General features: G+C 59.3%; 28 protein-coding genes and 1 tRNA gene. 19 read left to right on the forward strand and 10 right to left on the reverse strand.

Annotated elements, in window-relative coordinates; translation table 11 throughout:
- Positions 1-2: 2 nt before the first annotated feature.
- The 4 genes from ACI77D_RS05340 to ACI77D_RS05355 are packed head-to-tail and all read right to left on the reverse strand — an operon-like array spanning position 3 to position 2,717.
- Positions 3-614: a hypothetical protein gene (locus tag ACI77D_RS05340; protein ID WP_064454062.1), complete on the reverse strand. Its 612-nt coding sequence runs from the start codon at positions 612-614 to the stop codon at positions 3-5.
- A complete protein-coding gene (locus ACI77D_RS05345) occupies positions 614-1,882 on the reverse strand; it encodes an exo-alpha-sialidase (RefSeq protein WP_064454061.1) in 1,269 nt (422 codons plus the stop codon). The genes ACI77D_RS05340 and ACI77D_RS05345 overlap by 1 nt, the downstream gene beginning before the upstream one ends.
- Before the next feature lie 23 nt (positions 1,883-1,905).
- Entirely contained in the window at positions 1,906-2,451 is a 546-nt protein-coding gene (locus tag ACI77D_RS05350) for a cytochrome b/b6 domain-containing protein (RefSeq protein ID WP_221295613.1), read from the reverse strand.
- Entirely contained in the window at positions 2,451-2,717 is a 267-nt protein-coding gene (locus ACI77D_RS05355) for a PepSY domain-containing protein (RefSeq protein ID WP_053257899.1), read from the reverse strand. The genes ACI77D_RS05350 and ACI77D_RS05355 overlap by 1 nt, the downstream gene beginning before the upstream one ends.
- Before the next feature lie 146 nt (positions 2,718-2,863).
- Between ACI77D_RS05355 and ACI77D_RS05360 the strand changes: the two genes are divergently transcribed.
- Complete coding sequence (locus tag ACI77D_RS05360) at positions 2,864-3,526, forward strand: response regulator (RefSeq protein WP_259763449.1); 663 nt, start codon at positions 2,864-2,866, stop codon at positions 3,524-3,526.
- Entirely contained in the window at positions 3,523-4,905 is a 1,383-nt protein-coding gene (locus ACI77D_RS05365) for an ATP-binding protein (RefSeq protein ID WP_407016195.1), read from the forward strand. Before ACI77D_RS05360 ends, ACI77D_RS05365 begins: the two co-directional genes overlap by 4 nt.
- Here the strand turns inward: ACI77D_RS05365 and ACI77D_RS05370 are convergent.
- Both ACI77D_RS05370 and ACI77D_RS05375 read right to left on the reverse strand, forming a co-directional pair.
- Complete coding sequence (locus ACI77D_RS05370) at positions 4,862-5,332, reverse strand: hypothetical protein (protein WP_221295612.1); 471 nt, start codon at positions 5,330-5,332, stop codon at positions 4,862-4,864. The genes ACI77D_RS05365 and ACI77D_RS05370 overlap by 44 nt on opposite strands.
- A gap of 4 nt (positions 5,333-5,336) precedes the next feature.
- On the reverse strand, positions 5,337-5,921 hold the full coding sequence (locus tag ACI77D_RS05375; protein ID WP_407016196.1) for a colicin E3-like toxin immunity protein: 585 nt from the start codon (positions 5,919-5,921) through the stop codon (positions 5,337-5,339).
- Positions 5,922-6,054: 133 nt separating this feature from the next.
- Here ACI77D_RS05375 and ACI77D_RS05380 point away from each other — a divergent pair, with 133 nt between their 5' ends.
- Positions 6,055-6,690 (forward strand): LysE family translocator, encoded by a 636-nt coding sequence (locus ACI77D_RS05380; RefSeq protein WP_064454052.1) that lies wholly within the window; start codon positions 6,055-6,057, stop codon positions 6,688-6,690.
- Between the two features lie 6 nt (positions 6,691-6,696).
- Here ACI77D_RS05380 and ACI77D_RS05385 read toward each other — a convergent pair whose 3' ends face one another.
- On the reverse strand, positions 6,697-7,389 hold the full coding sequence (locus ACI77D_RS05385) for an NBR1-Ig-like domain-containing protein (RefSeq protein WP_221295606.1): 693 nt from the start codon (positions 7,387-7,389) through the stop codon (positions 6,697-6,699).
- Between the two features lie 231 nt (positions 7,390-7,620).
- Here ACI77D_RS05385 and ACI77D_RS05390 point away from each other — a divergent pair, with 231 nt between their 5' ends.
- Both ACI77D_RS05390 and ACI77D_RS05395 read left to right on the forward strand, forming a co-directional pair.
- Positions 7,621-8,427 (forward strand): 2OG-Fe(II) oxygenase, encoded by an 807-nt coding sequence (locus tag ACI77D_RS05390; protein ID WP_407016197.1) that lies wholly within the window; start codon positions 7,621-7,623, stop codon positions 8,425-8,427.
- Between the two features lie 24 nt (positions 8,428-8,451).
- Positions 8,452-9,111, forward strand: a complete 660-nt coding sequence (locus tag ACI77D_RS05395; protein WP_221295605.1) for a LysE/ArgO family amino acid transporter — start codon at positions 8,452-8,454, stop codon at positions 9,109-9,111.
- Here the strand turns inward: ACI77D_RS05395 and ACI77D_RS05400 are convergent.
- Together ACI77D_RS05400 and ACI77D_RS05405 are read right to left on the reverse strand one after the other, a co-directional pair.
- Positions 9,061-9,390 (reverse strand): hypothetical protein, encoded by a 330-nt coding sequence (locus tag ACI77D_RS05400; protein ID WP_064454049.1) that lies wholly within the window; start codon positions 9,388-9,390, stop codon positions 9,061-9,063. The genes ACI77D_RS05395 and ACI77D_RS05400 overlap by 51 nt on opposite strands.
- A 94-nt stretch (positions 9,391-9,484) precedes the next feature.
- Positions 9,485-9,569: transfer RNA gene (locus ACI77D_RS05405), tRNA-Leu, on the reverse strand.
- Positions 9,570-9,677: 108 nt separating this feature from the next.
- Here ACI77D_RS05405 and queA point away from each other — a divergent pair.
- From queA to ACI77D_RS05435, 6 genes are all read left to right on the forward strand, one after another.
- Positions 9,678-10,742, forward strand: coding sequence for a tRNA preQ1(34) S-adenosylmethionine ribosyltransferase-isomerase QueA (queA, locus tag ACI77D_RS05410; protein WP_407016198.1), 1,065 nt, complete (start codon positions 9,678-9,680; stop codon positions 10,740-10,742).
- Between the two features lie 5 nt (positions 10,743-10,747).
- A complete protein-coding gene (gene tgt / locus ACI77D_RS05415; RefSeq protein ID WP_003175976.1) occupies positions 10,748-11,863 on the forward strand; it encodes a tRNA guanosine(34) transglycosylase Tgt in 1,116 nt (371 codons plus the stop codon).
- Between the two features lie 43 nt (positions 11,864-11,906).
- Positions 11,907-12,245 (forward strand): preprotein translocase subunit YajC, encoded by a 339-nt coding sequence (gene yajC / locus ACI77D_RS05420; RefSeq protein WP_053135483.1) that lies wholly within the window; start codon positions 11,907-11,909, stop codon positions 12,243-12,245.
- 62 nt (positions 12,246-12,307) lie between these two features.
- Positions 12,308-14,179 carry a protein translocase subunit SecD gene (gene secD, locus ACI77D_RS05425; protein WP_221295603.1) on the forward strand — a complete coding sequence of 624 codons (1,872 nt, stop codon included), beginning with the start codon at positions 12,308-12,310 and terminating at the stop codon, positions 14,177-14,179.
- A 9-nt stretch (positions 14,180-14,188) separates the two neighbouring features.
- Positions 14,189-15,103, forward strand: a complete 915-nt coding sequence (gene secF, locus ACI77D_RS05430; RefSeq protein ID WP_053257884.1) for a protein translocase subunit SecF — start codon at positions 14,189-14,191, stop codon at positions 15,101-15,103.
- A 123-nt stretch (positions 15,104-15,226) separates the two neighbouring features.
- Positions 15,227-15,769 carry a glycine zipper 2TM domain-containing protein gene (locus ACI77D_RS05435; protein ID WP_053257883.1) on the forward strand — a complete coding sequence of 181 codons (543 nt, stop codon included), beginning with the start codon at positions 15,227-15,229 and terminating at the stop codon, positions 15,767-15,769.
- A gap of 205 nt (positions 15,770-15,974) precedes the next feature.
- Here the strand turns inward: ACI77D_RS05435 and suhB are convergent, their stop codons facing one another.
- Positions 15,975-16,790: an inositol-phosphate phosphatase gene (suhB, locus tag ACI77D_RS05440; RefSeq protein WP_003175971.1), complete on the reverse strand. Its 816-nt coding sequence runs from the start codon at positions 16,788-16,790 to the stop codon at positions 15,975-15,977.
- A 145-nt stretch (positions 16,791-16,935) separates the two neighbouring features.
- On the opposite strand from suhB, the gene trmJ reads away from it, so the two are divergent.
- From trmJ to hscA, 8 genes are all read left to right on the forward strand, one after another.
- Positions 16,936-17,706 (forward strand): tRNA (cytosine(32)/uridine(32)-2'-O)-methyltransferase TrmJ, encoded by a 771-nt coding sequence (gene trmJ, locus ACI77D_RS05445; protein ID WP_010565226.1) that lies wholly within the window; start codon positions 16,936-16,938, stop codon positions 17,704-17,706.
- A 2-nt stretch (positions 17,707-17,708) separates the two neighbouring features.
- Positions 17,709-18,494, forward strand: a complete 786-nt coding sequence (gene cysE / locus ACI77D_RS05450) for a serine O-acetyltransferase (RefSeq protein ID WP_064454046.1) — start codon at positions 17,709-17,711, stop codon at positions 18,492-18,494.
- A 299-nt stretch (positions 18,495-18,793) separates the two neighbouring features.
- Positions 18,794-19,285, forward strand: a complete 492-nt coding sequence (gene iscR, locus ACI77D_RS05455; protein ID WP_003194020.1) for a Fe-S cluster assembly transcriptional regulator IscR — start codon at positions 18,794-18,796, stop codon at positions 19,283-19,285.
- 49 nt (positions 19,286-19,334) lie between these two features.
- On the forward strand, positions 19,335-20,549 hold the full coding sequence (locus ACI77D_RS05460; protein WP_010207898.1) for an IscS subfamily cysteine desulfurase: 1,215 nt from the start codon (positions 19,335-19,337) through the stop codon (positions 20,547-20,549).
- A gap of 99 nt (positions 20,550-20,648) precedes the next feature.
- Positions 20,649-21,035, forward strand: coding sequence for a Fe-S cluster assembly scaffold IscU (iscU, locus tag ACI77D_RS05465; protein WP_003175965.1), 387 nt, complete (start codon positions 20,649-20,651; stop codon positions 21,033-21,035).
- A 28-nt stretch (positions 21,036-21,063) separates the two neighbouring features.
- Positions 21,064-21,387, forward strand: a complete 324-nt coding sequence (gene iscA, locus ACI77D_RS05470; RefSeq protein ID WP_003209680.1) for an iron-sulfur cluster assembly protein IscA — start codon at positions 21,064-21,066, stop codon at positions 21,385-21,387.
- A gap of 8 nt (positions 21,388-21,395) precedes the next feature.
- Entirely contained in the window at positions 21,396-21,917 is a 522-nt protein-coding gene (gene hscB / locus ACI77D_RS05475) for a co-chaperone HscB (RefSeq protein WP_064454045.1), read from the forward strand.
- A gap of 51 nt (positions 21,918-21,968) precedes the next feature.
- Positions 21,969-23,831, forward strand: a complete 1,863-nt coding sequence (gene hscA, locus ACI77D_RS05480; RefSeq protein WP_407016199.1) for a Fe-S protein assembly chaperone HscA — start codon at positions 21,969-21,971, stop codon at positions 23,829-23,831.

The following is a 23,831-nucleotide window of genomic DNA, read 5'->3' on the forward strand; positions in this document are numbered from 1 at the left end:
TATCAGTGCCAGAGTTGTTGCCTGACACGCCGCATTCGCGAGCAAGCCCGCTCCCACAGTTTGCATTGCATTAATCCTGCGACTACGCAGTAGCCCGCCAACAGCGGATCAACCAGGTAATCCCAATAGTTCTCCGAAGCCTTCAGCCGCAACGCGAACGCCAGGGTGCCGATCGCCAACATCCACACCGCTAATGCATTGCGCAGCCACAGCATCAACAGCGCCGCCGCCCCCACCAGCACAATCATCGGCCGAGGGTTAAAGCCCCAGCGGTAAGGGTCGAAATACGTCAGGCCCATCGTTGCCGGGTACAACAGCAGGCTCAGCACGCCAAACAGCACCAGCAATTGCACCAGGTGCTGACGGCCCAGCGGCTGTACCACGCCCAACCGGCACAGCCCCACCCACGCCAACAACACCAACGTGCTGATCGCCAGGTCATCGGTAAAGCTGCGTACGTACGCCGCCAAGGGCAGTTCATTCACCGGGATAAAACTCACCACCACCAGCACGGGCAGCAACCACGGCCGCCACGGCGCGGTAAAGCGCAGGGCACACAGCGCCACAAACCCCAGCAACACAAAACTCAAATGGGCTTGCCACACAGAAACCATCACAGACGCTCCGCCAGCCAGGCTTCGTTGAAGCTGACATGTTTGATAAAGGTGTTATTCCACGAGTACACCAAGTGATACATGCCGTCCGGGCTGCGGCTGAAATACGGGTACTCGTACTCGAAATCGCAGCCACGGGGTTTGCACACGCGATAATCCAGATTGCTCAGGAAACGTTGTTCCAGCGGCAGGCGTTTGGCGCCGCTGGACGCGCGAAAGCCTTCGCCGATGATCGCTTTATAGGCCTCGGGGGAAAACGGTTGGCCCAGCGGGTCGGGTGATTGGTCCAGCTCCACCACCGTGCGCCATTGGCTCAGCTTGGCGTCGGTGCCGTAAAGGCTGAGCTTGAAGCGGCCGTCCTGCAGGTCGTTGAGGGCGACCAGCAAACCGTCGTCTTCGGTGCCCACCGCCGCCAGCGATGAATTGGGGTTGGCCGGTTCCAGCGGGTACGGCTCGCTCCAGGTTTGCCCGGCGTCCTCGGTGCGGCTGGCGAGCACGCGGTGATGGGTTTCGCCGGCGTAACGCAACATCGCCACGGCGCGCTGGCCGTCCTGCGGCACGATGGTCGGTTGCAGGGAATGCTTGCCACGGCTGATGCGGAATTTGTCGATCACCGCACCGTCCGCGCTCAAGTAGAGGTATTCGGCGAACTTGCCCATGAACTCGTGATACACCGGCAGGCCGATCGAGCCGTCGGCGTGAAACACCGGCGCGGCGCGTACCAGCGTGCTGATGTTGAAGAACGGCGAGGTCACCAATTGCCGAGGTGCCGACCAGTTCGCGCCAAGGTCCTCGGAGACCATCACGTTGATCGCACTGGTGGCCCAGCCGCCGACCGACACCGACACGTAAAACATCCACAGGCGTTTATCCGGCCCCAGCGCAATCACCGGGTTGCCCAGTTTACGGATGTAACGCTGAGTGCCGTCCCGCGTGCTTTCCCGCGTCGCCAGCACATGCTCGGCGCCCCATTCGCCGCTGCGCGCATCAAACCGTGCGGTGCGCACCTGCACATCGGCGGCGCCTTCGCGCGAACCGGCAAACCACACGGCCATCAAGTCGCCGCCGGGCAGCGCGGTGACGGACGAGGAGTGCACAAAGTCGGTGAGTTGCGAGGACACGAAGCGGCTGGTGTAGTGCGGCGCCGTCGCGACCTTGGCGGTGTTCGGGCTCGCTTGCGCAAACGGTGCGAGCACGTGCGGCGGATGGCTGAGCCAGGCGGCAATAAATACCCCTAGCAGGCTGCAGATCAGTAGGGCGGAGCGCATAGAGAACCTGTCAGAGAAAAGGATTACTGCGCACGATCATCCGGCAGGCGCTTCCTGCGACCGGTGAGCATGGATAACGGCAGGTTGTCCTTCACCTGGAGACTTTCATACACGGCGGCCAGTACATGCACACAGACCAGGGCCAGCAGCACATTGGCGGCGGTCTCGTGGACTTGCAGCGGCCAATCGGCGCCCCATAGCGCGTCGACTTCCTGCATCAGGAAGCCGCTGATACCGAGGGTCAGCAGCGCCGACATCATCAACAGCATCACCAGCGCGCCGATGGGCGAATGGCCGAGGCGATGCAGTGCTCGCCCGGTGAAAACCCTACGCACGTGGTTACCGAGGCGCGCAGGCGATGGCCAGAAATCCGACCAGCGCGCACTGCGCGGCCCTACAAACCCCCACACCAACCGCACCAGCAGCCAGGCCATGGCGTAGTAGCCCAGCCACACATGCCAGTCATCGCCCGCTTCGTTAAAGAAGTAATTGGCGATAAAGACCCCGGCGACAGACAGATGAAACAGCCTCACCAGCGGGTCCCACAGGCGCAGGGATTCGCCTGGCATCAGCCCTTGATCTCAGTCTTCACGGCCTTGCCGGTGACCGGGTCGTGGTAGATCTCGACCTTGCGCTTGTCCTTGTCGAAGCCGTAGATCTCGTAGCAGTTGCCGTCAGTGACCTTGAACTTGCTGATGGTGTAACCGTCGGCCTTGAGCTTGTCCTGAAAGGCCTTTTCGTCTTGCCATTGCGAACGCTCGGCGGTGGTGCACTGCGGGCCGGCGAGGGCCATTGGGCTGGCGATAAGCAGAGACAGCAGGAGAATTTTGCGCATGAAAAAGCTCTCAGCAGATGTGGGAGATTTCACAGTGCAAAACCAACCTTAGTGCAACCTTAGTTGGCAACGCGCCGTAACATCTTTCCCGGAATGACCCACCGTAGAACCGGCATGATTCCGCCGTTTCCTACAGAGATTTCGTTATGCGCCTACTCCTTGTCGAAGATGATCGTGCCCTCGGCCAGGGCATTCGCGTGGCATTGAGCGCTGAAGGCTACACGCTGGATTGGCTGCAAGATGGCCTCAGCGCCTTGCACGCGCTGCGCACTGAAAGCTTCGATTTGCTGCTGCTCGACCTCGGCCTGCCACGCCTGGATGGCCTCGACCTGTTGCAGCAACTGCGCGCCGGGCAGCATGACCTGCCGGTGCTGATCCTCACCGCCCGCGACGGCACCGCCGAACGCATCGCCGGGCTGGACGCGGGCGCCGACGACTACCTGATCAAACCCTTCGACGTCGAAGAACTCAAAGCCCGCGTGCGCGCCCTGTTGCGCCGCAGCCAGGGCCGCGCGCAACCGATGCTGGAACATGCCGGCGTCAGCCTCGACCCGGCCACCCAGCAAGTGCGTTACCAGGATGAAGAGATCATCGTCACGCCGATGGAATACCAGCTGCTGCACCAACTGATGGTGCGCCCCGGCAAAGTGGTGACCCGCGAGCGCCTCGCCCGGGCGTTGTATGGCTGGCAGGACCGGGTCGAGAGCAACACCCTCGAAGTACTTATCCACAACCTGCGTAAAAAACTCTCCACCGACCTGATCCGCACCGTGCGCGGTGTTGGCTATGTGCTGGCGCTTAAACCATGACCTCGGTTCGCGCGCGCATCCTCATTCCGGTGCTGGTGTTTATTTTGCTCGGTGATGCCCTGATCAGCTGGCTCGTGCTGCGCGACAGCCACCACGAAATCGAAGAAGTCTACGACGCCCAACTCGCCCAAAGTGCGCGCCTGCTGCAAGGTGTGCTGCGCCAACGCGACCCCGGCGAAGCCGACTGGGACCGCTTATATCAGGCGTTCGACCAGGCCATGAGCCGTGTGGGGGAGGAGGGCGTGGCCCACCCGTACGAAACTCGCCTGACCTTCCAGGTGTGGCGCAGTGACGGGCAATTGCTCGTACGTTCCGCCGAAGCCCCCGTGCTGACTGCACCGCCGGCCACCCTCGGCGCCCACGACATCATGGACAACGATAATGACTGGTGCGCCTACCTCCTCGCCGACCCGCAACAGGGACTGCTGATCTGGGTGGGCGAGCGCGACGACATTCGCCAGGACCTGATCGAGCGCATTGTGCGCCACACCCTTTGGCCCACCTTGATCGGCGTGCCGCTGCTGACCGTGTTGATCTGGCTGACCATTGGCTGGGGGCTCACCCCGTTGCGCGCCATGGTGAGGTCGATTCGGGGGCGCAATACCGACACCTTGCAACCGCTGAACCTCAAGCCGTTGCCGACCGATCTGGAGCCCATGCAAACCGCGCTTAACCGGCTGTTGGTGCAAATGGATGACCTGTTGGAGCGCGAACGCCGTTTCATCGCCGACGCCGCCCACGAACTGCGCACGCCATTGGCGATCCTGCGCATCCATGCACAAAACGCCCAAAGTGCTGCGACCGAAGCGCAACGGCGCGAAGCCTTGGACTTCCTGGTCAACGGCGTGGACCGCGCCACACGCATTGGCAGCCAATTACTGACCATGGCGCGTATCGAGCCGCAACTGAGCAACCCCGTGCGCAAGCCTGTGCAATTGACGGAACTGGTGCGCGAAGAACTGGCCGAATTGACGCCGCTGGCCATGGAGAAAGGTGTGGAGTTGGTGCTCGAAGGCGAAGAAGAGTGTTGGGTGCAAACCGAGCCGGTAGCCCTGGCCATTGCGCTACAGAACCTGGTAACCAATGCACTGAATTTTTCCCCGGCGGGCAGCGAAGTGAAAGTGGTGATTGGCCTTAACTGCTTGAGCGTGGAAGACCAGGGCCCGGGGATTGATGAAGCGGAAATGGAGCGTTTGTTTGAGCGGTTTTATAGCCGGGATAACGCCAATGGTGCGGGGTTGGGGTTGGCGATTGTGGAGATGATCGTGGGCAAGATCGGCAGTGCGTTGACGTTGCAAAATTTGCAGCAGGGCGGCTTGCGCGCGCGGCTGAGCTTCACGGCTTGCGCGCAAGCGCCTGCGGGAATACCACACCGTTGAACGTGTGGGTGCAGCAGTCACAACTGGGCTTCATCTGTTCGGGCGTCAATTGGGGGTTAACCTTTTGCAGCAGGCCTGCCGCGTCGACCCACAAACCGCTGTAATAGCTGAAATCACCCAATAGCACATAGTCGTCTTTGTCATTTTCATGCAGAGCAACCATCCAGAACACGGGCTCCGGGCGATCCAGGCGAGCATTGGCTTCGCTGAACACCTTGTCCCATGGCTGACCAACGTTGGACAGGAGAAATCGGAATAGCGGCGTGTAGTCAAAACCGTGTCGTTGACGGCTGTGCATTGAACCGCGGGTGGACAGTGAACGCTGTGCACTTTTGGTATGCCGTTCATAGCGATAAGCGAAACCGCTACCGTGACGCACACCGTGGGTACGGGTGTTGACTGAGCGGTAGAGGAGGGGCTTTTTCATTGCATCAAGACTCTGTACGGGGTTGTTTTGGAGGGGGCGGCCAAGCGCCTTGATAGCGGAAGGAAATTTGGTAGTCGAATAGGTTGGGCTGTATTACATGCTGGAAGTGTGGCTGGAGAATTTTTATCCAATTTGGGAGAACGTTGAAAACGTCGGCATATATTGCGGTTTCATCGCTCAAACCTAATGCCTCAAAGGAACTGTCAGCGTCATCGATATCTGCCGAGTACTCATCTGCTTTTAAGTCATCACTGTTCTTTTCGTACCAGCACAATCTGATTTTCATGACCACTTTCCCCAGCGACGAAAAGTAAATCTCCAACTCCGAATCCAGATCAAACGTGCCGGATGTTTCCACCGAGTACGCGACGATATTTTTGTACGGCAGCGAGGTGAAGTCCTTTTTGCTGCCGGTAATCCCCTGCACGTTCACCGCGATGATGCGCTTGGTGGTGAAGACCACGCCGTCGCGCATGGCTTTGTAGGCGTCGATCACTTCTTCGCGGTCGAGCAGCAGGGCGGAGACGCGTTCGGCGTATTCGTTGTTTTGTTTGAGTTTGAAGAAGCCTTTGTTGTTGAAGTCGATCATGTGCCTGTCCTGGGTGAGTGGTGCGGCAAACGCCTGTGAGTGTGTATGACGTTTTGCTCGCGGATCTGTATCTAACGCCCGGCTTTCCAACGCCCTACCATGGCGTCCAACACACTATTTCTGGAGCGACACCATGCCCGAACTGTCCAGCTGGCTTGCCTATGGCCTGATCTCACTCGGCATGGTGCTAACGCCCGGGCCGAACATGATTTACCTCATTTCCCGCTCGATTTGCCAGGGGCGTAAGGCCGGGTTGATTTCCCTGGGCGGCGTTGCGTTGGGGTTTGTGGTTTACATGCTGTGCGCGGCATTGGGCATCACCGCGTTGGTGATGGCAGTGCCGTTTGCCTACGACGCGCTGCGGCTCGGCGGGGCGTTGTACCTGGTGTATCTGGCCTGGCAGGCGGTCAAGCCGGGTGGCCGTTCGCCGTTTCAAGTGCGGGACTTGCCCCAGGACAGCCCGCGCAAGCTGTTCATGATGGGCTTTGTGACCAACCTGCTGAACCCCAAGGTGGCGGTGATGTATTTGTCGTTGCTGCCGCAGTTCATCGACCCGAACGGCCATGGCAGTGTGCTGACGCAGTCCCTGGTGCTGGGCTTTACGCAGATTGCCATCAGCGTGAGCGTTAACTCGGTGATTGCCATCATGGCGGGCTCCATCGCGGTGTTCTTTGTCACCCGCCCGGGTTGGCAGGTGGTGCAGCGCTGGGTGATGGGCTCGGTGTTGATGGGGTTGGCGGTGCGGATGGCGGTTGAAGGGCGGCGGTGAGGCCATTCAGCGTGCCATGACGTTGACGATTACATGCAGGATGAAGGCGGGGCCATAGCAGGGCTGACCGTGTTCATCCTCGATCCGCCAGATGGACGTGACCGTGCAGGTTTCCTTGGGCGCGGCAAACTCCACAGTGATGTGCACCGGCTGGCCGGGCAGTGTTTCTGCAATAGCGACCTCGTTGTTCAGGCTGCGCAGGTGTGTGTCCATCACCACTTCCAGTGGCGCGCCCGTGGCGGTGCGTTGGGCGATGACGTATTCGCCGTCTACTCGCACCAACCTGCGGCCACGCCAGGGGCGGGAGCCAAGGTTCTGGATTTCCCAGGTTTTCTGAAAGATTTCGCCGGGCAGCACGACGGTTTGATCGGGCGTGGTTACGTCTGCATTGAAGACGGCGATGTCACTCGGGTCATGCAGGCCAATGGCTCGGTTGGTGGTGGCCATTGAGTTTGCGTCAGCCGGAGCGCCTGCCAGGTCGGCGAAGTAGCGGAACAGCAGCAGCGGCGAAACCTGCAACGCCTTGGCGAGTTTGATCAGTGTACGTACCGAGGGATCTTGCGAGGCGCCGCCTGCCAATCCGTAGAGATAGGTTCTGGAAATGCCAGCTTCCTTGGCCAGGGTGGTCATGGATTTGCCCAGTTCTCGGCTGCGTCGTACGACTAGGGCACGGAGTGTGTCGCGCGTTTTGATGCTCATAGTCGATTATTAATCCCCAGTCCTTGGTGAGTCGTCACCTTGTTCGTCAAAAAGGACAACCTGCTCGCCGTCACGTGTATTGGGCAGTGCACACTCGCACTTCTGCTGGCGACGTTGTGAAGGACATGGATAGGTCCCGTCTCGGTTGGCTGTATCCAGTGTCGCGGTTTCTCACACGCTTGCGAACCTAGTGTGTGTTGCATTCCTTTACATCAATCTTTGGATATAGCTATGACTCAAATAAAAGCGTGTTGTGAATCCATTGCCCGATCAGGCTTTGGCACCCTGCAAATATCTGATGCAATGCTGCAGGACTACAAAAAGATCGTTGATGGATACTCGGCAATTTCCCAAGCCACCAAAGAATCATTTTCCTTTGCCCTAGACACTGACGGATTTTTTCCTTTTGGCGCCGAGTATTCGGGTATCGAAGACCAACCTGATCTATGTGAACGGTTCTGCTACTGGCCCGTGCACGCATCTAAACGAATGGCTTTCGATTTCACGCGAAGCACATTTTTTGCAGCTGTTGATAGTTTTGAGAGGCAGATCAGCGAGTTGGCTAAGGAGTTGATGGACGGTGTTTGTGGTGAGTTTGGCGTCTCTCCATTAGCTCCCTTTCGCTCCGCGTCCTACGTGCAGCTCTGTGTCTACGGAGCGCAGACGACAGGTTGTGTACGTCGATTTGCTCAGGACCCTCATGAAGATGGTCACATGCTGTCGTTTATCAAACCTACCCGCGAGGGTTTGGTTTTGGTGAAGGGCAGTTCATTAGAGCCCGTGCGCCTTCTAGAGGGCGAGATTGCAGTTCTGGCGGGTTCTTTGCTCACAGAGCTTTCCGATCATGCAATTCCTGCTGCCTACCATGCCGTACTTGCACCCTTGAAACCGGTCGCCAGAAGTTCGTTGATTTACTTTGCTAATCCGAACCCGGAGCAGTTGCTGACGAGCTTTTACCGCCGACAATCAATCGATCTCAACAGCACTGTGAATGCTCGTCACACCGGTTTTGGTAATCAACCTATTCATTCTCTCTAGTATTTTTGCGGACACGGACATTCCATGTTTTCTAACTTCAGTGCCCTGTACGTCGAAGGCTTGCTCTTGGGCATCGGATTGTTCGCCGCTCCCGGCCCAAAAGACACCTTGGTCATCCGCCAAGCTGTCGGCCGTGGCCCTATTTGGGGCGTGGTCGCTATTTGTGTTTTGGCCGACATCCTGCTGATCGCTTTTGGCGTCACGGGTTTAGGTTCGCTGCTGGGAAGTTGGCCAGAGGTGATGGTGCTAATGCTGCTGTCCGGCGCGCTTTATCTACTGTGGTTTGGTGCCCAGCGCTTATTGGCCTGCATCCGTAACCAGTCCATGCCGGACACTCAGGGCGGCAATTCGCAACGCGGGCTGTTACGTACGGCGGTGGTGCTCGGCTTTGCCAACCCATACGCATGGCTCGATACGGTCGTGCTGATCGGCGCTATGGGTGCTGCCAAACCCGCAGGCCAACAAGTGCTGTTCGCAACCGGTGCCATGACGGCATCGTTGGTGTGGTTTGTGGTGCTGGCGCTGGGATGTCAGCGATTGGCCGGGCTGTTTCGTTCACCGGTGGTCTGGCGATGCCTGGACGCTGGCGTCGCCGTATTGATGGTGTATCTGGCCGGTGTGTTGATCACCGACTCACTGGATATCTTTCAGGTAGTCCTTGAGAGTAATCAGCGGCGGGCTTAGCTCATCAAGGCTGTGGACCTGTTGTACATCGGCGGACAGCTTGAGCAATTCACGCCCGAGTACGGTGTCGGCACCGCCTAACGTATTCAGTGCCTGGGCAATACACTCATCAAGCTTCACCTGAATCGTGGCCAAATCCCCCTGGCGCACCAACAACCCGAACACTTCCCGCTCATACCCGTCCATGACCAAATCATCCCGCAGAATCGGGCTCGCGCCTTCGGTCTCATGCACCAGCTTGAGAGCAAAAAGCGCAACAGCTTCCAGCGTCAATTCCATGGTCCCGGCTCCTTAACGTCTGCGTTCACCCGTGCATACGCACTTTTCTACAGGCGAAAAAAAAGACCTTGAATTTCAAGGTCTTTCTTTAAGATGGTGCCCCGAGGGAGACTCGAACTCCCACTCCTTTCGAAAACGGATTTTGAATCCGCCGCGTCTACCAATTCCGCCATCAGGGCTCAATGGCGGCGAAGTATAGAGATGAGATTACCGTTGGTCAATCACGTTTCATGGTCTATTTTCACTATTTCCGCTAGACTTCCCGGCCCTGCTAGACGAACCCCATCATGCGCGTTGCTGACTTTACTTTTGAGCTCCCTGATTCGCTGATCGCTCGCCACCCTTTGGCCGAGCGTCGCGCCAGTCGACTGCTGACCCTGGACGGGGTGAGCGGTGCCCTTGCACACCGTCAATTCACTGATTTGCTTGAGCATTTACGCCCAGGCGATTTGATGGTGTTTAACAACACCCGGGTGATTCCGGCACGGCTGTTTGGCCAGAAAGCGTCCGGCGGCAAGCTGGAAATTCTGGTGGAGCGGGTGCTGGACAGCCATCGCGTGCTGGCCCATGTGCGCTCCAGCAAGTCGCCGAAACCGGGGTCGAGCATCCTGATCGATGGCGGTGGCGAGGCCGAGATGGTCGCGCGCCATGACGCGTTGTTTGAGCTCAAGTTTGCCGAAGAGGTGTTGCCGCTGCTGGAACGCGTCGGCCATATGCCGTTGCCTCCTTATATAGACCGCCCCGACGAAGACGCGGACCGCGAGCGCTATCAGACGGTGTACTCCCAGCGCCCGGGTGCGGTGGCTGCACCGACGGCCGGGCTGCATTTCGACCAGCCGTTGCTGGATGCGATTGCCGCCAAGGGCGTCGAGAGCGCTTATGTGACCCTGCACGTGGGGGCCGGTACGTTTCAGCCGGTGCGTGTGGATAACATCGAAGACCACCATATGCACAGCGAGTGGCTGGAAGTCAGCCAGGGCGTCGTGGATGCCGTGGCGGCGTGCAAGGCGCGCGGCGGTCGCGTTGTAGCGGTGGGCACCACCAGCGTGCGTTCACTGGAGAGTGCGGCGCGTGATGGCGTGCTCAAGCCGTTCAGTGGCGACACCGATATCTTTATCTTCCCGGGCCGGCCGTTCCATGTGGTCGATTGCCTGGTGACCAACTTCCATTTGCCGGAATCCACGCTGTTGATGCTGGTGTCGGCATTTGCCGGTTACCCGGAAACCATGGCCGCGTATCAAGCCGCCATCGCCAACGAGTACCGTTTTTTCAGCTACGGTGATGCGATGTTTATCACCCGTAACCCGGCGCCGACTGCTCCTAAAGAAGCGGGCCCTGAGGAACCACTATGAGTCGTATGTCGTTTGAATTATTGGCCACTGACGGCAAGGCTCGTCGTGGTCGCCTGACCTTTCCACGCGGCACCGTCGAAACCCCGGCTTTCATGCCTGTGGGCACCTACGGCACCGTCAAGGGCATGCTGCCGCGTGACATCGTAGCCACCGGCGCCGAGATCATCCTCGGCAACACGTTCCACCTGTGGCTGCGCCCGGGCACGGAAGTGATCAAGAAGCATGGCGACCTGCATGACTTCATGAAGTGGCAAGGCCCGATCCTCACCGACTCCGGTGGTTTCCAGGTGTTCAGCCTGGGCGCCATGCGCAAGATCAAGGAGGAGGGCGTGACCTTCGCCTCGCCGGTCGACGGTTCCAAGGTGTTCATGGGCCCGGAAGAGTCGATGCAGGTGCAGCGTGACCTGGGCTCCGACATCGTGATGATTTTTGACGAGTGCACGCCGTACCCGGCGGATGAAGACGTGGCGCGCATTTCCATGGAGCTGTCGCTGCGTTGGGCCCAGCGCTCGAAGAATGCCCACGGCGACAACACCGCGGCGCTGTTCGGTATCGTCCAGGGCGGCATGCACGAAAGCCTGCGCAAGCGCTCGCTGGAAGGCTTGGACAAGATCGGCTTTGACGGCCTGGCCATCGGCGGCCTGTCGGTGGGCGAGCCCAAGCACGAGATGATCAAGGTGCTGGATTACCTGCCGGGCCTGATGCCGGCTGACAAACCTCGTTACCTTATGGGCGTTGGCAAACCGGAAGATCTCGTAGAGGGTGTGCGCCGCGGTGTGGACATGTTCGATTGCGTGATGCCAACCCGTAATGCCCGCAATGGGCATCTGTTCATCGATACAGGCGTGCTGAAGATCCGTAACGCGTTCCATCGCCATGATGATTCGCCGCTGGATCCCACCTGTGACTGCTACACCTGCCAGAACTTCTCGCGTGCTTATCTGCACCATCTGGACAAGTGCGGGGAAATGCTGGGTAGCATGTTGAATACCATCCACAATTTGCGTCACTACCAAGTCCTGATGGCTGGTTTGCGCGAGGCTATTCAACAGGGTACATTGGCCGCCTTCGTCGATGCCTTCTATGCCAAGCGCGGGCTCCCTGTGCCGCCCTTGGACTGAGTTTTCCGACCCTAAGATTCACTATTTGCAACTGGAGTGCTAAATGAGCTTTTTTATCTCTAATGCCATGGCTGACGCCGCTGCGCCTGCCGCTGCCGGCCCAATGGGCGGTGGTTTCGAGTGGATTTTCCTGGTCGGCTTCCTGGTCATCTTCTACCTGATGATCTGGCGTCCACAGGCCAAGCGCGCCAAAGAGCAGAAAAACCTGCTGGGCAGCCTGCAGAAAGGCGACGAAGTCGTGACCACTGGCGGCATCGCCGGCAAGATCACCAAGGTTTCCGATGCTTTCGTGATTCTGGAAGTCTCCGACACCGTCGAAATGAAGTTCCAGAAGGGCGCCATCGCCGCCACGTTGCCAAAAGGCACGCTCAAAGCGATCTGAGTAACAACTTTTACCAATCGACGGGGCGCGCAAGGCGCCCCGCGTTATAAGCGGGCGGCGTGATGCTGAACAAATACCCTCTGTGGAAATACGTACTGATCCTGGCGGTGCTGGCGATCGGTTTTATTTATTCCGCTCCCAATCTTTATCCTGATGACCCTGCGATCCAGATCACGGGCGCCAGCACTTCGCTGCAGGTCAATCAGGCTGACCTGGAACGCGCGAGCAAAGCGCTCAACGACGCGGGCATCCAGGTTAAAGCGGCAACATTGGCGGCTGATGCTAAGGGCGGCTTGTTGCGCCTGACCAAGGCAGAAGACCAACTGCCGGCCAAAGACGTTGTGCGCAAGGCCATGGGTGACGACTACGTTGTCGCGCTGAACCTGGCACAGACTACGCCAAAATGGCTGCGCAGCATTGGCGCGCACCCGATGAAGCTGGGTCTGGACTTGTCCGGTGGTGTGCACTTCCTGCTGGAAGTCGACATGGACAAAGCCCTCGACGCACGCCTGAAAGTCTACGAAGGCGACGTGAAGAGCCTGCTGCGCAAAGAGAAGTTGCGTTATCGCAGCCTGCCGCAGCTCAACGGTGCCATCCAGCTGGGCTTCGCTGACGAAGCTTCCCGCGAACAGGCCCGTGCTCTGATCCGCAAGAATTTCAATGATTTCGACATCGTACCGGCCGACCTGAATGGTCAGGCTGTACTGCGTCTGGCGATGAGCCCGGCCAAGATCGCGGAAATCCGCGAGTACTCCATCAAGCAGAACTTGACCACGGTACGTAACCGCGTCAACGAGCTGGGTGTAGCCGAGCCAATCGTTCAGCGTCAGGGTGCCAACCGCATCGTGGTTGAACTGCCGGGCGTGCAGGACACTGCTGAAGCCAAGCGTATCCTGGGTAAAACGGCCAACCTGGAATTCCGTCTGGCCGCTGAGCCGGGAGCTTCACGTGCCACTGCCGAAGAATTCGAGTTCCGTGAAGGCAACCGTCCTCCAGCGTTGATCGAGCGTGGCTTGATCATCACCGGTGACCAGGTGACCGACGCCAAGGCGGGTTTCGACTCGCAGCACGGTACGCCTGAAGTGAACATCCGTCTGGATGGCCACGGCGGCGACCTGATGAGCCGCGCCACGCGCAGCAACGTCGGCCGCAGCATGGCGGTGATCTTCATCGAGCAACGTCCGGTTACTACCTACACCAAGCAAATGGTCAACGGCGTCGAGAAAGACGTGCCGGTGCAGACCTTCAAGGAAGAGAAGAAGATCATCAGCCTCGCGACCATCCAGTCGCCGCTGGGTGCTCAATTCCGCATCACTGGCCTGAACGGCCAGGGCGAATCGTCCGAACTGGCGCTGTTGCTGCGTGCCGGTGGCCTGGCGGCGCCGATGTACTTTGCTGAAGAACGCACCATTGGCCCGAGCCTGGGTGCCGACAACATCACCAAGGGTATCGATGCGGCCTTGTGGGGCATGCTGTTTGTGTCGCTGTTCATCATCGCCATCTACCGCTTCTTCGGCGTCATCGCCACCGTGGCCCTCGCGGGCAACATGGTCATGCTGCTGGCCCTGATGTCGCTGCTGGGCGCTACGCTGACCCTGCCGGGTATTGCCGGTATCGTGCTCACCATGGGCATGGCGGTAGACGCCAACGTACTGATCTTCTCGCGGATTCGTGAAGAGATCGCGGCGGGCATGACCGTACAACGTGCAATCAACGAAGGCTTCGGCCGGGCATTTACCGCGATTCTCGACTCCAACTTGACCACCTTGCTGGTCGGCGGGATTCTCTTTGCCATGGGCACCGGCCCGGTCAAAGGTTTTGCGGTGACCATGTCCCTCGGTATCTTTACCTCGATGTTCACGGCCATCATGGTGACCCGCGCAATGGTTAACCTGATCTTTGGCGGGCGTGACTTCAAGAAGTTGTGGATTTAAGGGGCTGCCATGTTACGTACAATCAACTTCATGGGCGTTCGCAACGTTGCGTTCGGCTTCACCATGGTCCTCACCGTTCTGGCGTTGTTCAGCTGGTTCCATAAGGGCTTGAACTACGGTCTGGACTTCACCGGCGGTACGCTCATCGAGCTGACCTACGAGAAGCCGGCCGACGTTACCCTGGTGCGCAACGAGCTGGTCAAGGCCGGCTATCACGAAGCCATCGTGCAGAGCTTCGGTGCAACCACCGACCTGCTGGTGCGTATGCCGGGCGAAGATCCGCAACTGGGTCACCAGGTAGCCGAGGCCTTGCAGAAGGTCGGCGGCGACAACCCGGCGTCGGTCAAGCGCGTCGAGTTCGTGGGCCCGCAGGTCGGTGAAGAGCTGCGCGACCAGGGCGGCCTCGGCATGCTGATGGCGCTGGCCGGCATCATGATCTACCTGGCGTTCCGCTTTCAGTGGAAGTTCGGTGTCGGCGCCATTGTGTCGCTGATCCACGACGTCATCGTGACCGTCGGTATCCTGGCGTACTTCCAGATTACCTTCGACCTGACGGTATTGGCGGCGGTGCTGGCGATCATTGGTTACTCCCTCAATGACACCATCGTGGTATTCGACCGGGTTCGTGAGAACTTCCGCGTACTGCGCAAGGCGTCGCTGATCGAGAACATCAACGTTTCCACCACTCAGACCCTGCTGCGGACCATGGCGACGTCGATCTCCACCTTGCTGGCGATTGCTGCGCTGATGATCTTCGGTGGCGACAACCTGTGGGGCTTCTCCCTGGCGCTGTTCATCGGCGTTCTGGCGGGCACCTACTCGTCGATCTACATCGCCAACGTGGTGCTGATCTGGCTGAACCTCAACAGCGAGGATTTGATCCCGCCTGCCACTACCGGCAAGGAGGTCGACGACCGCCCTTGATGGGCGCTTGTTGACACGCTGTTACAAAGAAGGCGCGAGTATTGAACTCGCGCCTTTTTTTTCGCTCCAAGGCTGGGTATAGCGCGGACGTTTCGGTCCGTTTGTGATGGTCAGGAGGTTCACGTGAACAAGTCGTTGCTGGTTGGTGCGGTATTGGGTGCTGTCGGTGTGACTGCCGGGGGTGCTGTTGCCACCTACAGCCTGGTAAAAAGCGGCCCTGAGTATGCGCAAGTGCTGGCGGTGCAGCCGGTGAAAACCCAGATTAAAACCCCGCGCGAAGTCTGTAAGGACGTCGCCGTGACCCGGCAGAAGCCTGTGCAGGATCAACATCAAATCGTCGGTACCGTGGTCGGTGCGCTGGCGGGTGGCCTGTTGGGCAACCAGGTCGGTGGCGGTAATGGCAAGAAGCTGGCGACTGTAGCCGGTGCGGTGGGTGGCGGTTACGCCGGTAACAAGGTTCAGGAAGGCATGCAGAACCGCGATACCTACACCACTACGCAAACCCGTTGTAACACCGTCAACGACATCAGCGACAAGGTTGTCGGCTATGACGTGCGGTACACCCTGGATGGCAAGGAAGGTTCGGTGCGCATGGACCGTGATCCCGGTGGCCAGATTCCAGTGGATAAAGAAGGTCGTCTGATCCTGGGTCAGAACCAGCAGTAATTCCAAGTCGGGTGCGGTTCAAAATGTGGGAGCGGGCTTGCTCGCGAAGGCGTAGTGTCAATCAACAGATTTATTGACTGACCCACCGCTTTCGCGAGCAAGCCCGCTCCCGCATTGGGTATCGGTTGTAGCTGGAATTGCCGTATCGCCCAAATCCCAGGCATAAAAAAAGCACCCCTCGGGGTGCTTTTTTGTGCTCGCTCGCTTAACGCTTCAGCGAAGCCGGCAGGTGCGGCTGGATCGCCGTCAATACTGCCTTGAAGCATTTGGTGTTGCCGGCAACGACGTGGCCTTTCTCAAGGAAGTCGTGACCACCGGTGAAGTCGCTCACCAGGCCACCCGCTTCCTGGATCAGCAGGGCGCCTGCCGCCATGTCCCACTCGGACAGGCCCGACTCCCAGAACGCATCAAAACGACCGGCGGCAACATAAGCCAGGTCCAGGCTGGCAGCACCGGCGCGACGGATGCCGGCGGTCTGGCCAACCAGGGCGCGGAACATGCCCAGGTAGTTTTCCAGGTTGTCCATCTGGTCGTCACGGAACGGGAAGCCAGTGCCCAGCAGGGCGCCGTCCAGGCTGGTACGACCGCTTACACGCAGGCGACGACCGTTCAGCTGGGCGCCACGGCCACGGCTGGCGGTGAATTCTTCCTGGCGAACCGGGTCGAGCACGACAGCGTGTTCCAGGCGGCCACGGTATTTGCAGGCAATGCTCACGGCAAAGTGTGGGATGCCGCGCAGGAAGTTGGTGGTGCCATCCAGTGGGTCGATGATCCACAGGTAGTCTTCGCCTTCGCCGCTGCCTTTGTGCAAGCCGGTTTCTTCGCCGAGGATGCCGTGGGTAGGGTAGGCCTTGCGCAGCGCGTCGATGATTTTCTGTTCGGCGGCGCGATCCACCTCGGATACATAATCCTTGGCGTCTTTTTCGTCGACCTTGATGGTATCCAGGCGCTCGATGGAGCGGAAGATCAATTCACTGGCGCTGCGGGCGGCGCGCAGCGCGATATTCAGCATGGGCTGCATGGATGTGTCACCTAAGGTTGTTAAAGAAAGCCGGGCATTCTAGCAGAAACTTTCTTCAGGTGAAGGACGACGTTACCTTTCATGGCATAACCTTAGGCTGTTCTGTAAGATTTGCTCCCCTTTCCCGTGTCCGAGAGCGCCTCCCTTGCTGCAAAACATTCGTGTCGTCTTGGTCAATACCAGTCATCCCGGCAACATCGGCGGGGTGGCGCGAGCCATGAAAAACATGGGGCTGACGCGCCTGGTGCTGGTCGAGCCGCGCCTGTTCCCGCACCACGAGGCCGATGCCCGTGCGTCCGGCGCCAATGACATTCTGGAAAAAGCCCAGGTTGTCGCCACGTTGGAAGACGCGTTGGTCGGCTGCAACCTGGTGCTCGGCACCAGCGCCCGCGACCGTCGTATCCCTTGGCCGCTGCTGGATCCGCGCGAATGCGGCACCAAAGTGGTTGAAGAGGCTGCCGGCGGTGCCGAAATCGCCCTGGTGTTCGGTCGTGAAGATTCCGGCCTGACCAATGAAGAGCTGCAGCGATGTCATTACCACGTGCACATTCCATCCGACCCTGAGTTCAGCTCGCTGAACCTCGGGGCAGCGGTGCAGGTGTTGAGTTATGAAGTGCGCATGGCCTGGCTGGCCGCTGAAGGTCAGCCGAGCAAGGTTGAGAAGGATGAGGTCGCGTCGACCAAAAGTGGCGAGTTGGCCACGATGGACGAGCTGGAGCGGTTCTATGAGCACCTGGAGCAAACCCTGGTGGCCATCGAATTCCTCGATCCGGAAAAACCACGGCATTTGATGGCGCGCCTGCGTCGCCTGTACGGGCGTAGCTCGGTCAGCCGAGCGGAAATGAATATATTGCGTGGCATCCTCACGGAAACCCAGAAAGCGGCCCGTGGCGAGCTTCTTAAGCGGAAGGATTAAAAATGTTCGAGCGTTTGCGAGAAGATATCCAGAGTGTTTTCCACCGTGACCCGGCGGCGCGCAACGCCTTTGAAGTGCTGACCTGCTACCCGGGCATGCACGCGATCTGGATTCACCGCCTGTCCGGCGCCCTGTGGGGTATGGGCTGGAAATGGCTGGCGCGGCTGGTGTCGAACTTCGGTCGCTGGCTGACGGGGATCGAGATTCACCCGGGGGCCAAAGTCGGGCGTCGCTTCTTTATCGACCATGGCATGGGCATTGTGATTGGCGAGACGGCCGAAATCGGTGATGACGTCACCCTTTATCAGGGGGTGACCCTGGGCGGCACCACCTGGAACAAAGGCAAGCGCCACCCGACACTGGGTGATGGTGTGGTAGTGGGGGCGGGCGCCAAGGTGCTTGGCCCGTTTACCGTTGGTGCGGGCGCCAAAGTCGGCTCCAATGCCGTGGTCACCAAGGCCGTGCCGCCTGGCGCCACCGTGGTAGGTATTCCTGGGCGCATCATCGTCAAGCCGGAAGTCGGCGACGAGCAGGAAGCCAAGCGCAAGGCCATGGCGGAGAAGATCGGTTTCGATGCCTACGGCGTCAGCGAAGACATGCCCGACCCGGTGGCGCGCGCCATTGGCCAGTTACTTGACCACTTGCAGGCAGTGGACGGCAAGCTGGACGGCATGTGTGGTGCGTTGAAGGAGCTGGGCAGCAGCTACTGTGCGAAAGACCTGCCTGAGCTGCGCGAAGAAGACTTCGCAGAGATCAAGAACGAGGCTGCCACCACCAAGGCTGGCTGAGGTCTCGCAATCACCGCAAGACCCTGTGGGAGCGGGCTTGCTCGCGAAAGCGGTGTGTCAGTCGCTGAATATACTGGCTGACCCAGCGCCTTCGCGAGCAAGCCCGCTCCCACATTTGATCTTCGTTGTGTCTGGCAGTGCTGGTTGTCCGTTCCCGCTGTTCCATCCCACCCCACCCTGCTATGATTCGCGCGCCCTTTTTACGGGTAATCCCGACTAAAGCACTAGGTCTTATAGTTGACTTAAATACTCGGGAATCGCATACTTGCTCCCATTCTGAAACACCTTGGTACTTGTCCATGAGACTGACTACAAAAGGCCGATACGCGGTAACCGCCATGCTTGACCTGGCCTTGCACGCGCAAACTGGGCCGGTGTCCCTGGCCGATATCTCCGAGCGCCAAGGCATTTCCCTGTCCTATCTCGAGCAGCTGTTCGCCAAATTGCGCCGTAGCAACTTGGTTTCCAGCGTACGTGGGCCGGGTGGCGGCTATCAACTGTCCCGCGACATGCAGGGCATCCAGGTAGCCCAGGTGATCGACGCGGTCAACGAATCCGTCGATGCCACCAAATGCCAGGGTTTGGGTGATTGCCACGCTGGTGACACCTGCCTGACCCACCACTTGTGGTGTGACTTGAGCCTGCAGATCCATGAGTTTTTGAGTGGTATCAGCTTGGCTGATCTTGTGACTCGCCGTGAGGTGCAAGAAGTAGCCCAGCGTCAGGACCAGCGCCGTTGCAACACCAAGGCGCCGCGTCTGGACAAGATCGAAGCGTCCGCCGTCGAGTGACAGCCGCAGAGCTAACGGCACGCCAGCCAGCCTGATTAGGAGAAAGTCCATGAAATTGCCGATTTACCTTGATTACTCAGCGACCACCCCGGTTGATCCGCGTGTCGCGCAAAAGATGAGCGAATGCCTGCTGGTCGACGGAAACTTCGGCAACCCGGCCTCCCGTTCCCACGTATTCGGCTGGAAAGCCGAGGAAGCGGTCGAGAACGCTCGTCGCCAAGTCGCCGACCTGGTCAATGCCGACCCGCGCGAAATCGTCTGGACCTCCGGTGCCACCGAATCCGATAACCTGGCAATCAAGGGTGCGGCGCATTTCTACGCGACCAAAGGCAAACACCTGATCACCACCAAGATTGAGCACAAGGCTGTCCTCGACACCATGCGCCAACTGGAGCGTGAAGGTTTCGAGGTTACCTACCTCGAGCCAACCACCGACGGTATCGTCACACCAGCCATGATCGAAGCCGCGCTGCGTGAAGACACCATCCTGGTTTCCGTGATCCACGTGAACAACGAAATCGGCACCATCAACGACATCGCAGCCATCGGCGAACTGACCCGTTCCAAGGGCATTCTGCTGCACGTCGACGCTGCTCAGTCCACCGGCAAGGTCGACATCGACCTGTCGAAACTGAAAGTCGACCTGATGTCGTTCTCCGCCCACAAGACCTACGGCCCTAAGGGCATCGGCGCGCTGTACGTGAGCCGCAAGCCTCGCGTGCGTATCGAAGCCACCATGCACGGCGGTGGTCACGAGCGCGGCATGCGTTCGGGCACCCTGGCGACCCACCAGATCGTTGGCATGGGCGAAGCCTTCCGTGTAGCCAAAGAAGACATGGCTGCCGAAAACGTGCGCATCAAAGCGTTGAGCGACCGCTTCTACAAGCAGGTCGAGAACCTTGAAGAGCTGTACATCAACGGCAGCATGACTGCCCGCGTACCGCACAACCTGAATTTGAGCTTCAACTACGTCGAAGGCGAGTCGCTGATCATGGCGCTCAAGGACCTGGCAGTTTCGTCCGGTTCGGCCTGCACCTCGGCTTCCCTTGAGCCTTCGTACGTATTGCGCGCGCTGGGCCGCAACGACGAACTGGCACACAGCTCGATCCGCTTTACGTTCGGCCGCTTCACCACCGAAGAGCAAGTCGATTACGCCGCGCAGAAAGTCTGCGAAGCCGTCAACAAGCTGCGCGTTCTGTCGCCGCTGTGGGACATGTACAAAGACGGTGTCGACATTTCCAAGATCGAGTGGGCGGCACACTAACTATAGAAGCCGCCACCCAAGCTCTGTAGAAACGTGGCGGAAAACGCAGGCGTTTTTACAGGGTTCCAGAGCGGCCCTGATGAGTGAGGATTCAGTACCATGGCTTACAGCGAAAAGGTCATCGACCACTACGAAAACCCGCGCAACGTCGGCAAGATGAACGCGGAAGACCCTGATGTCGGCACTGGCATGGTCGGCGCTCCGGCGTGCGGCGACGTTATGCGCCTGCAGATCAAGGTCAACGACGCTGGCGTTATCGAAGACGCCAAGTTCAAGACTTACGGCTGCGGTTCCGCCATTGCCTCCAGCTCCCTCGCTACCGAGTGGATGAAAGGCAAGACCCTGGATGAGGCTGTGACCATCAGCAACACCCAGCTGGCCGAAGAACTGGCACTGCCGCCAGTGAAAATTCACTGCTCCGTACTCGCCGAAGACGCTATCAAAGCGGCCGTTCGCGACTACAAGCAGAAGAAAGGCTTGATCTAAGCATTTGGCGACGAGTAAGGAGTCAACGATGGCTATCAGCATGACAGAAGCGGCTGCGCAGCACATTCGCCGCTCCCTGAATGGGCGCGGTAAAGGTGAGGGGATTCGTCTGGGTGTTCGCACCACGGGCTGTTCCGGCCTTGCCTACGTGCTGGAGTTTGTCGACGAGGTGGTTGAAGAGGACCAGGTGTTCGAAAGTCACGGCGAGAAAGTGATCATCGACCCTAAGAGCCTGACCTACCTGGACGGCACCGAACTCGATTTCGTCAAGGAAGGGTTGAACGAAGGCTTCAAGTTCAACAACCCCAACGTGCGCGGTGAGTGTGGCTGCGGCGAAAGCTTCAACATCTGAGGCTATTTGTGGGCACTCCTTGTCATTTCGCTTTATTCGAGCTGCAGCCGAGCTTTCGGCTGGACCTTGAGCAGCTTGCCACGCGCTACCGAGAATTGGCGCGTGGGGTGCATCCGGACCGCTTCGCTGACGCTTCCGAGCGTGAGCAACGCCTGGCGCTGGAGCAATCGGCCAGCCTCAATGAAGCCTATCAGACGCTCAAAAGCCCCCCGAAACGCGCGCGCTATCTGCTCGCGATGAACGGTGGTGAGTTGCCGATTGAAGTCACGGTGCACGACCCGGACTTCCTGATGCAGCAGATGCAATGGCGCGAAGAGCTCGAAGACTTGCAGGACGAAGCCGACGTGGCCGGTGTCGCCGTCTTCAAGCGTCGTCTGAAAGTGGCCCAGGATGAGCTCAACGAAAGCTTCGCAGCCTGTTGGAATGATGCCGCGCAACGTGAACAGGCCGAACGCCTGATGCGGCGCATGCAGTTCCTCGACAAGCTCACCTACGAAGTGCGCCAGCTAGAAGAGCGCCTCGACGATTAACCCAGTGCTGCCCGTGTTGCACGCCTGATAGACAGATAAGACCTGATTACCATGGCTCTACTGCAGATCGCCGAACCCGGCCAAAGCCCTCAACCGCACCAGCGTCGTCTGGCGGTCGGGATTGACCTGGGCACCACCAATTCCCTGGTCGCCGCCTTGCGCAGCGGCCTGTCCGAGCCGCTGCCCGACGCCGATGGCCAGGTTATCCTGCCGTCCGCCGTGCGCTATCACGCTGATCGCACCGAAGTCGGTGAGTCGGCGAAGCTGGCGGCGTCTTCCGACCCTTTGAACACCGTGCTGTCGGTCAAGCGCTTGATGGGTCGTGGTCTGTCCGACGTCAAGCAACTGGGCGAGCAACTGCCGTACCGCTTTGTCGGCGGCGAATCCCATATACCGTTCATCGACACCGTCCAGGGCCCGAAAAGCCCGGTGGAAGTGTCGGCTGATATCCTCAAGGTGCTGCGCCAGCGCGCAGAAACCACCTTGGGCGGCGAATTGGTCGGCGCGGTGATCACGGTTCCTGCGTATTTCGATGATGCTCAGCGCCAAGCCACCAAGGACGCGGCGAAGCTTGCCGGGCTGAACGTGCTGCGCCTGCTCAACGAGCCGACTGCCGCCGCTGTGGCTTATGGCCTGGATCAACACGCCGAAGGCCTGGTTGCTATTTATGACCTGGGTGGCGGCACCTTTGATATTTCGATCCTGCGCCTGACCGGCGGTGTGTTTGAAGTGCTGGCCACCGGTGGCGACACCGCCCTGGGCGGCGATGACTTCGATCACGCGATTGCCGGCTGGATCATCACCAGCGCAGGCTTGTCCGCCGACCTGGACCCGGGCGCGCAGCGTAAATTGCTGCAAACCGCCTGTGTGGCCAAAGAAGCACTGACGAACGCCAATTCTGTAGACGTTTCCTACGGTTCCTGGTCGGCTCAACTGACCCGAGAAGCTTTCGATGCGCTGATCGAGCCGATGGTCGCTCGCAGCCTCAGGGCTTGCCGTCGCGCCGTACGTGACTCCGGTGTCGAGCTGGAAGACGTAGCCGCCGTGGTCATGGTTGGCGGTTCGACCCGTGTGCCACGCGTTCGCGAAGCCGTTGCAGAAGCCTTCGGTCGCCAGCCGCTGACTGAAATCGACCCGGATCAAGTTGTCGCCATTGGTGCTGCGATCCAGGCCGACACCCTGGCCGGCAACAAGCGCGATGGTGGCGAATTGTTGTTGCTCGACGTGATTCCGCTGTCCCTGGGGCTGGAAACCATGGGCGGCTTGATGGAGAAGGTGATTCCACGCAACACCACCATCCCCGTCGCCCGCGCTCAGGATTTCACCACTTACAAAGATGGCCAGACGGCCATGATGATTCATGTGCTGCAAGGCGAGCGCGAGCTGATCAGCGACTGTCGCTCCCTGGCGCGCTTTGAATTGCGCGGCATTCCGCCGATGGTGGCGGGTGCAGCGAAGATTCGCGTCACCTACCAGGTCGACGCCGATGGCCTGCTCAGCGTGGCTGCGCGTGAACTGGCCTCGGGCGTTGAAGCCAGCATCCAGGTCAAACCGTCCTACGGCCTGACCGACGGCGAAATTGCCAAGATGCTCAAGGATTCGTTCCAGTACGCCGGTGATGACAAGGTCGCCCGTGTACTGCGCGAGCAGCAAGTCGATGCCCAGCGCCTGCTTGAAGCGGTGCAGGGTGCCCTTGATGCTGACGGCGAGCGTCTGCTGGACGCCGAAGAGCGCATGGTCATCGACCTGCAGATGCAGGAGCTGGCCGAACTGATGAAAGGCAACGATGGTTATGCCATCGAGCAACAGACCAAGCGTTTGTCGCAAGTGACCGATGCTTTTGCCGCCCGTCGTATGGACCAGTCGGTAAAAGCCGCCCTGGCGGGACGCAATCTGAATGAAATCGAGGAATAA

Origin of the sequence: Pseudomonas sp. O39 (assembly GCF_045447295.1) — a bacterium.
Classification (GTDB): domain Bacteria; phylum Pseudomonadota; class Gammaproteobacteria; order Pseudomonadales; family Pseudomonadaceae; genus Aquipseudomonas; species Aquipseudomonas antarctica_A.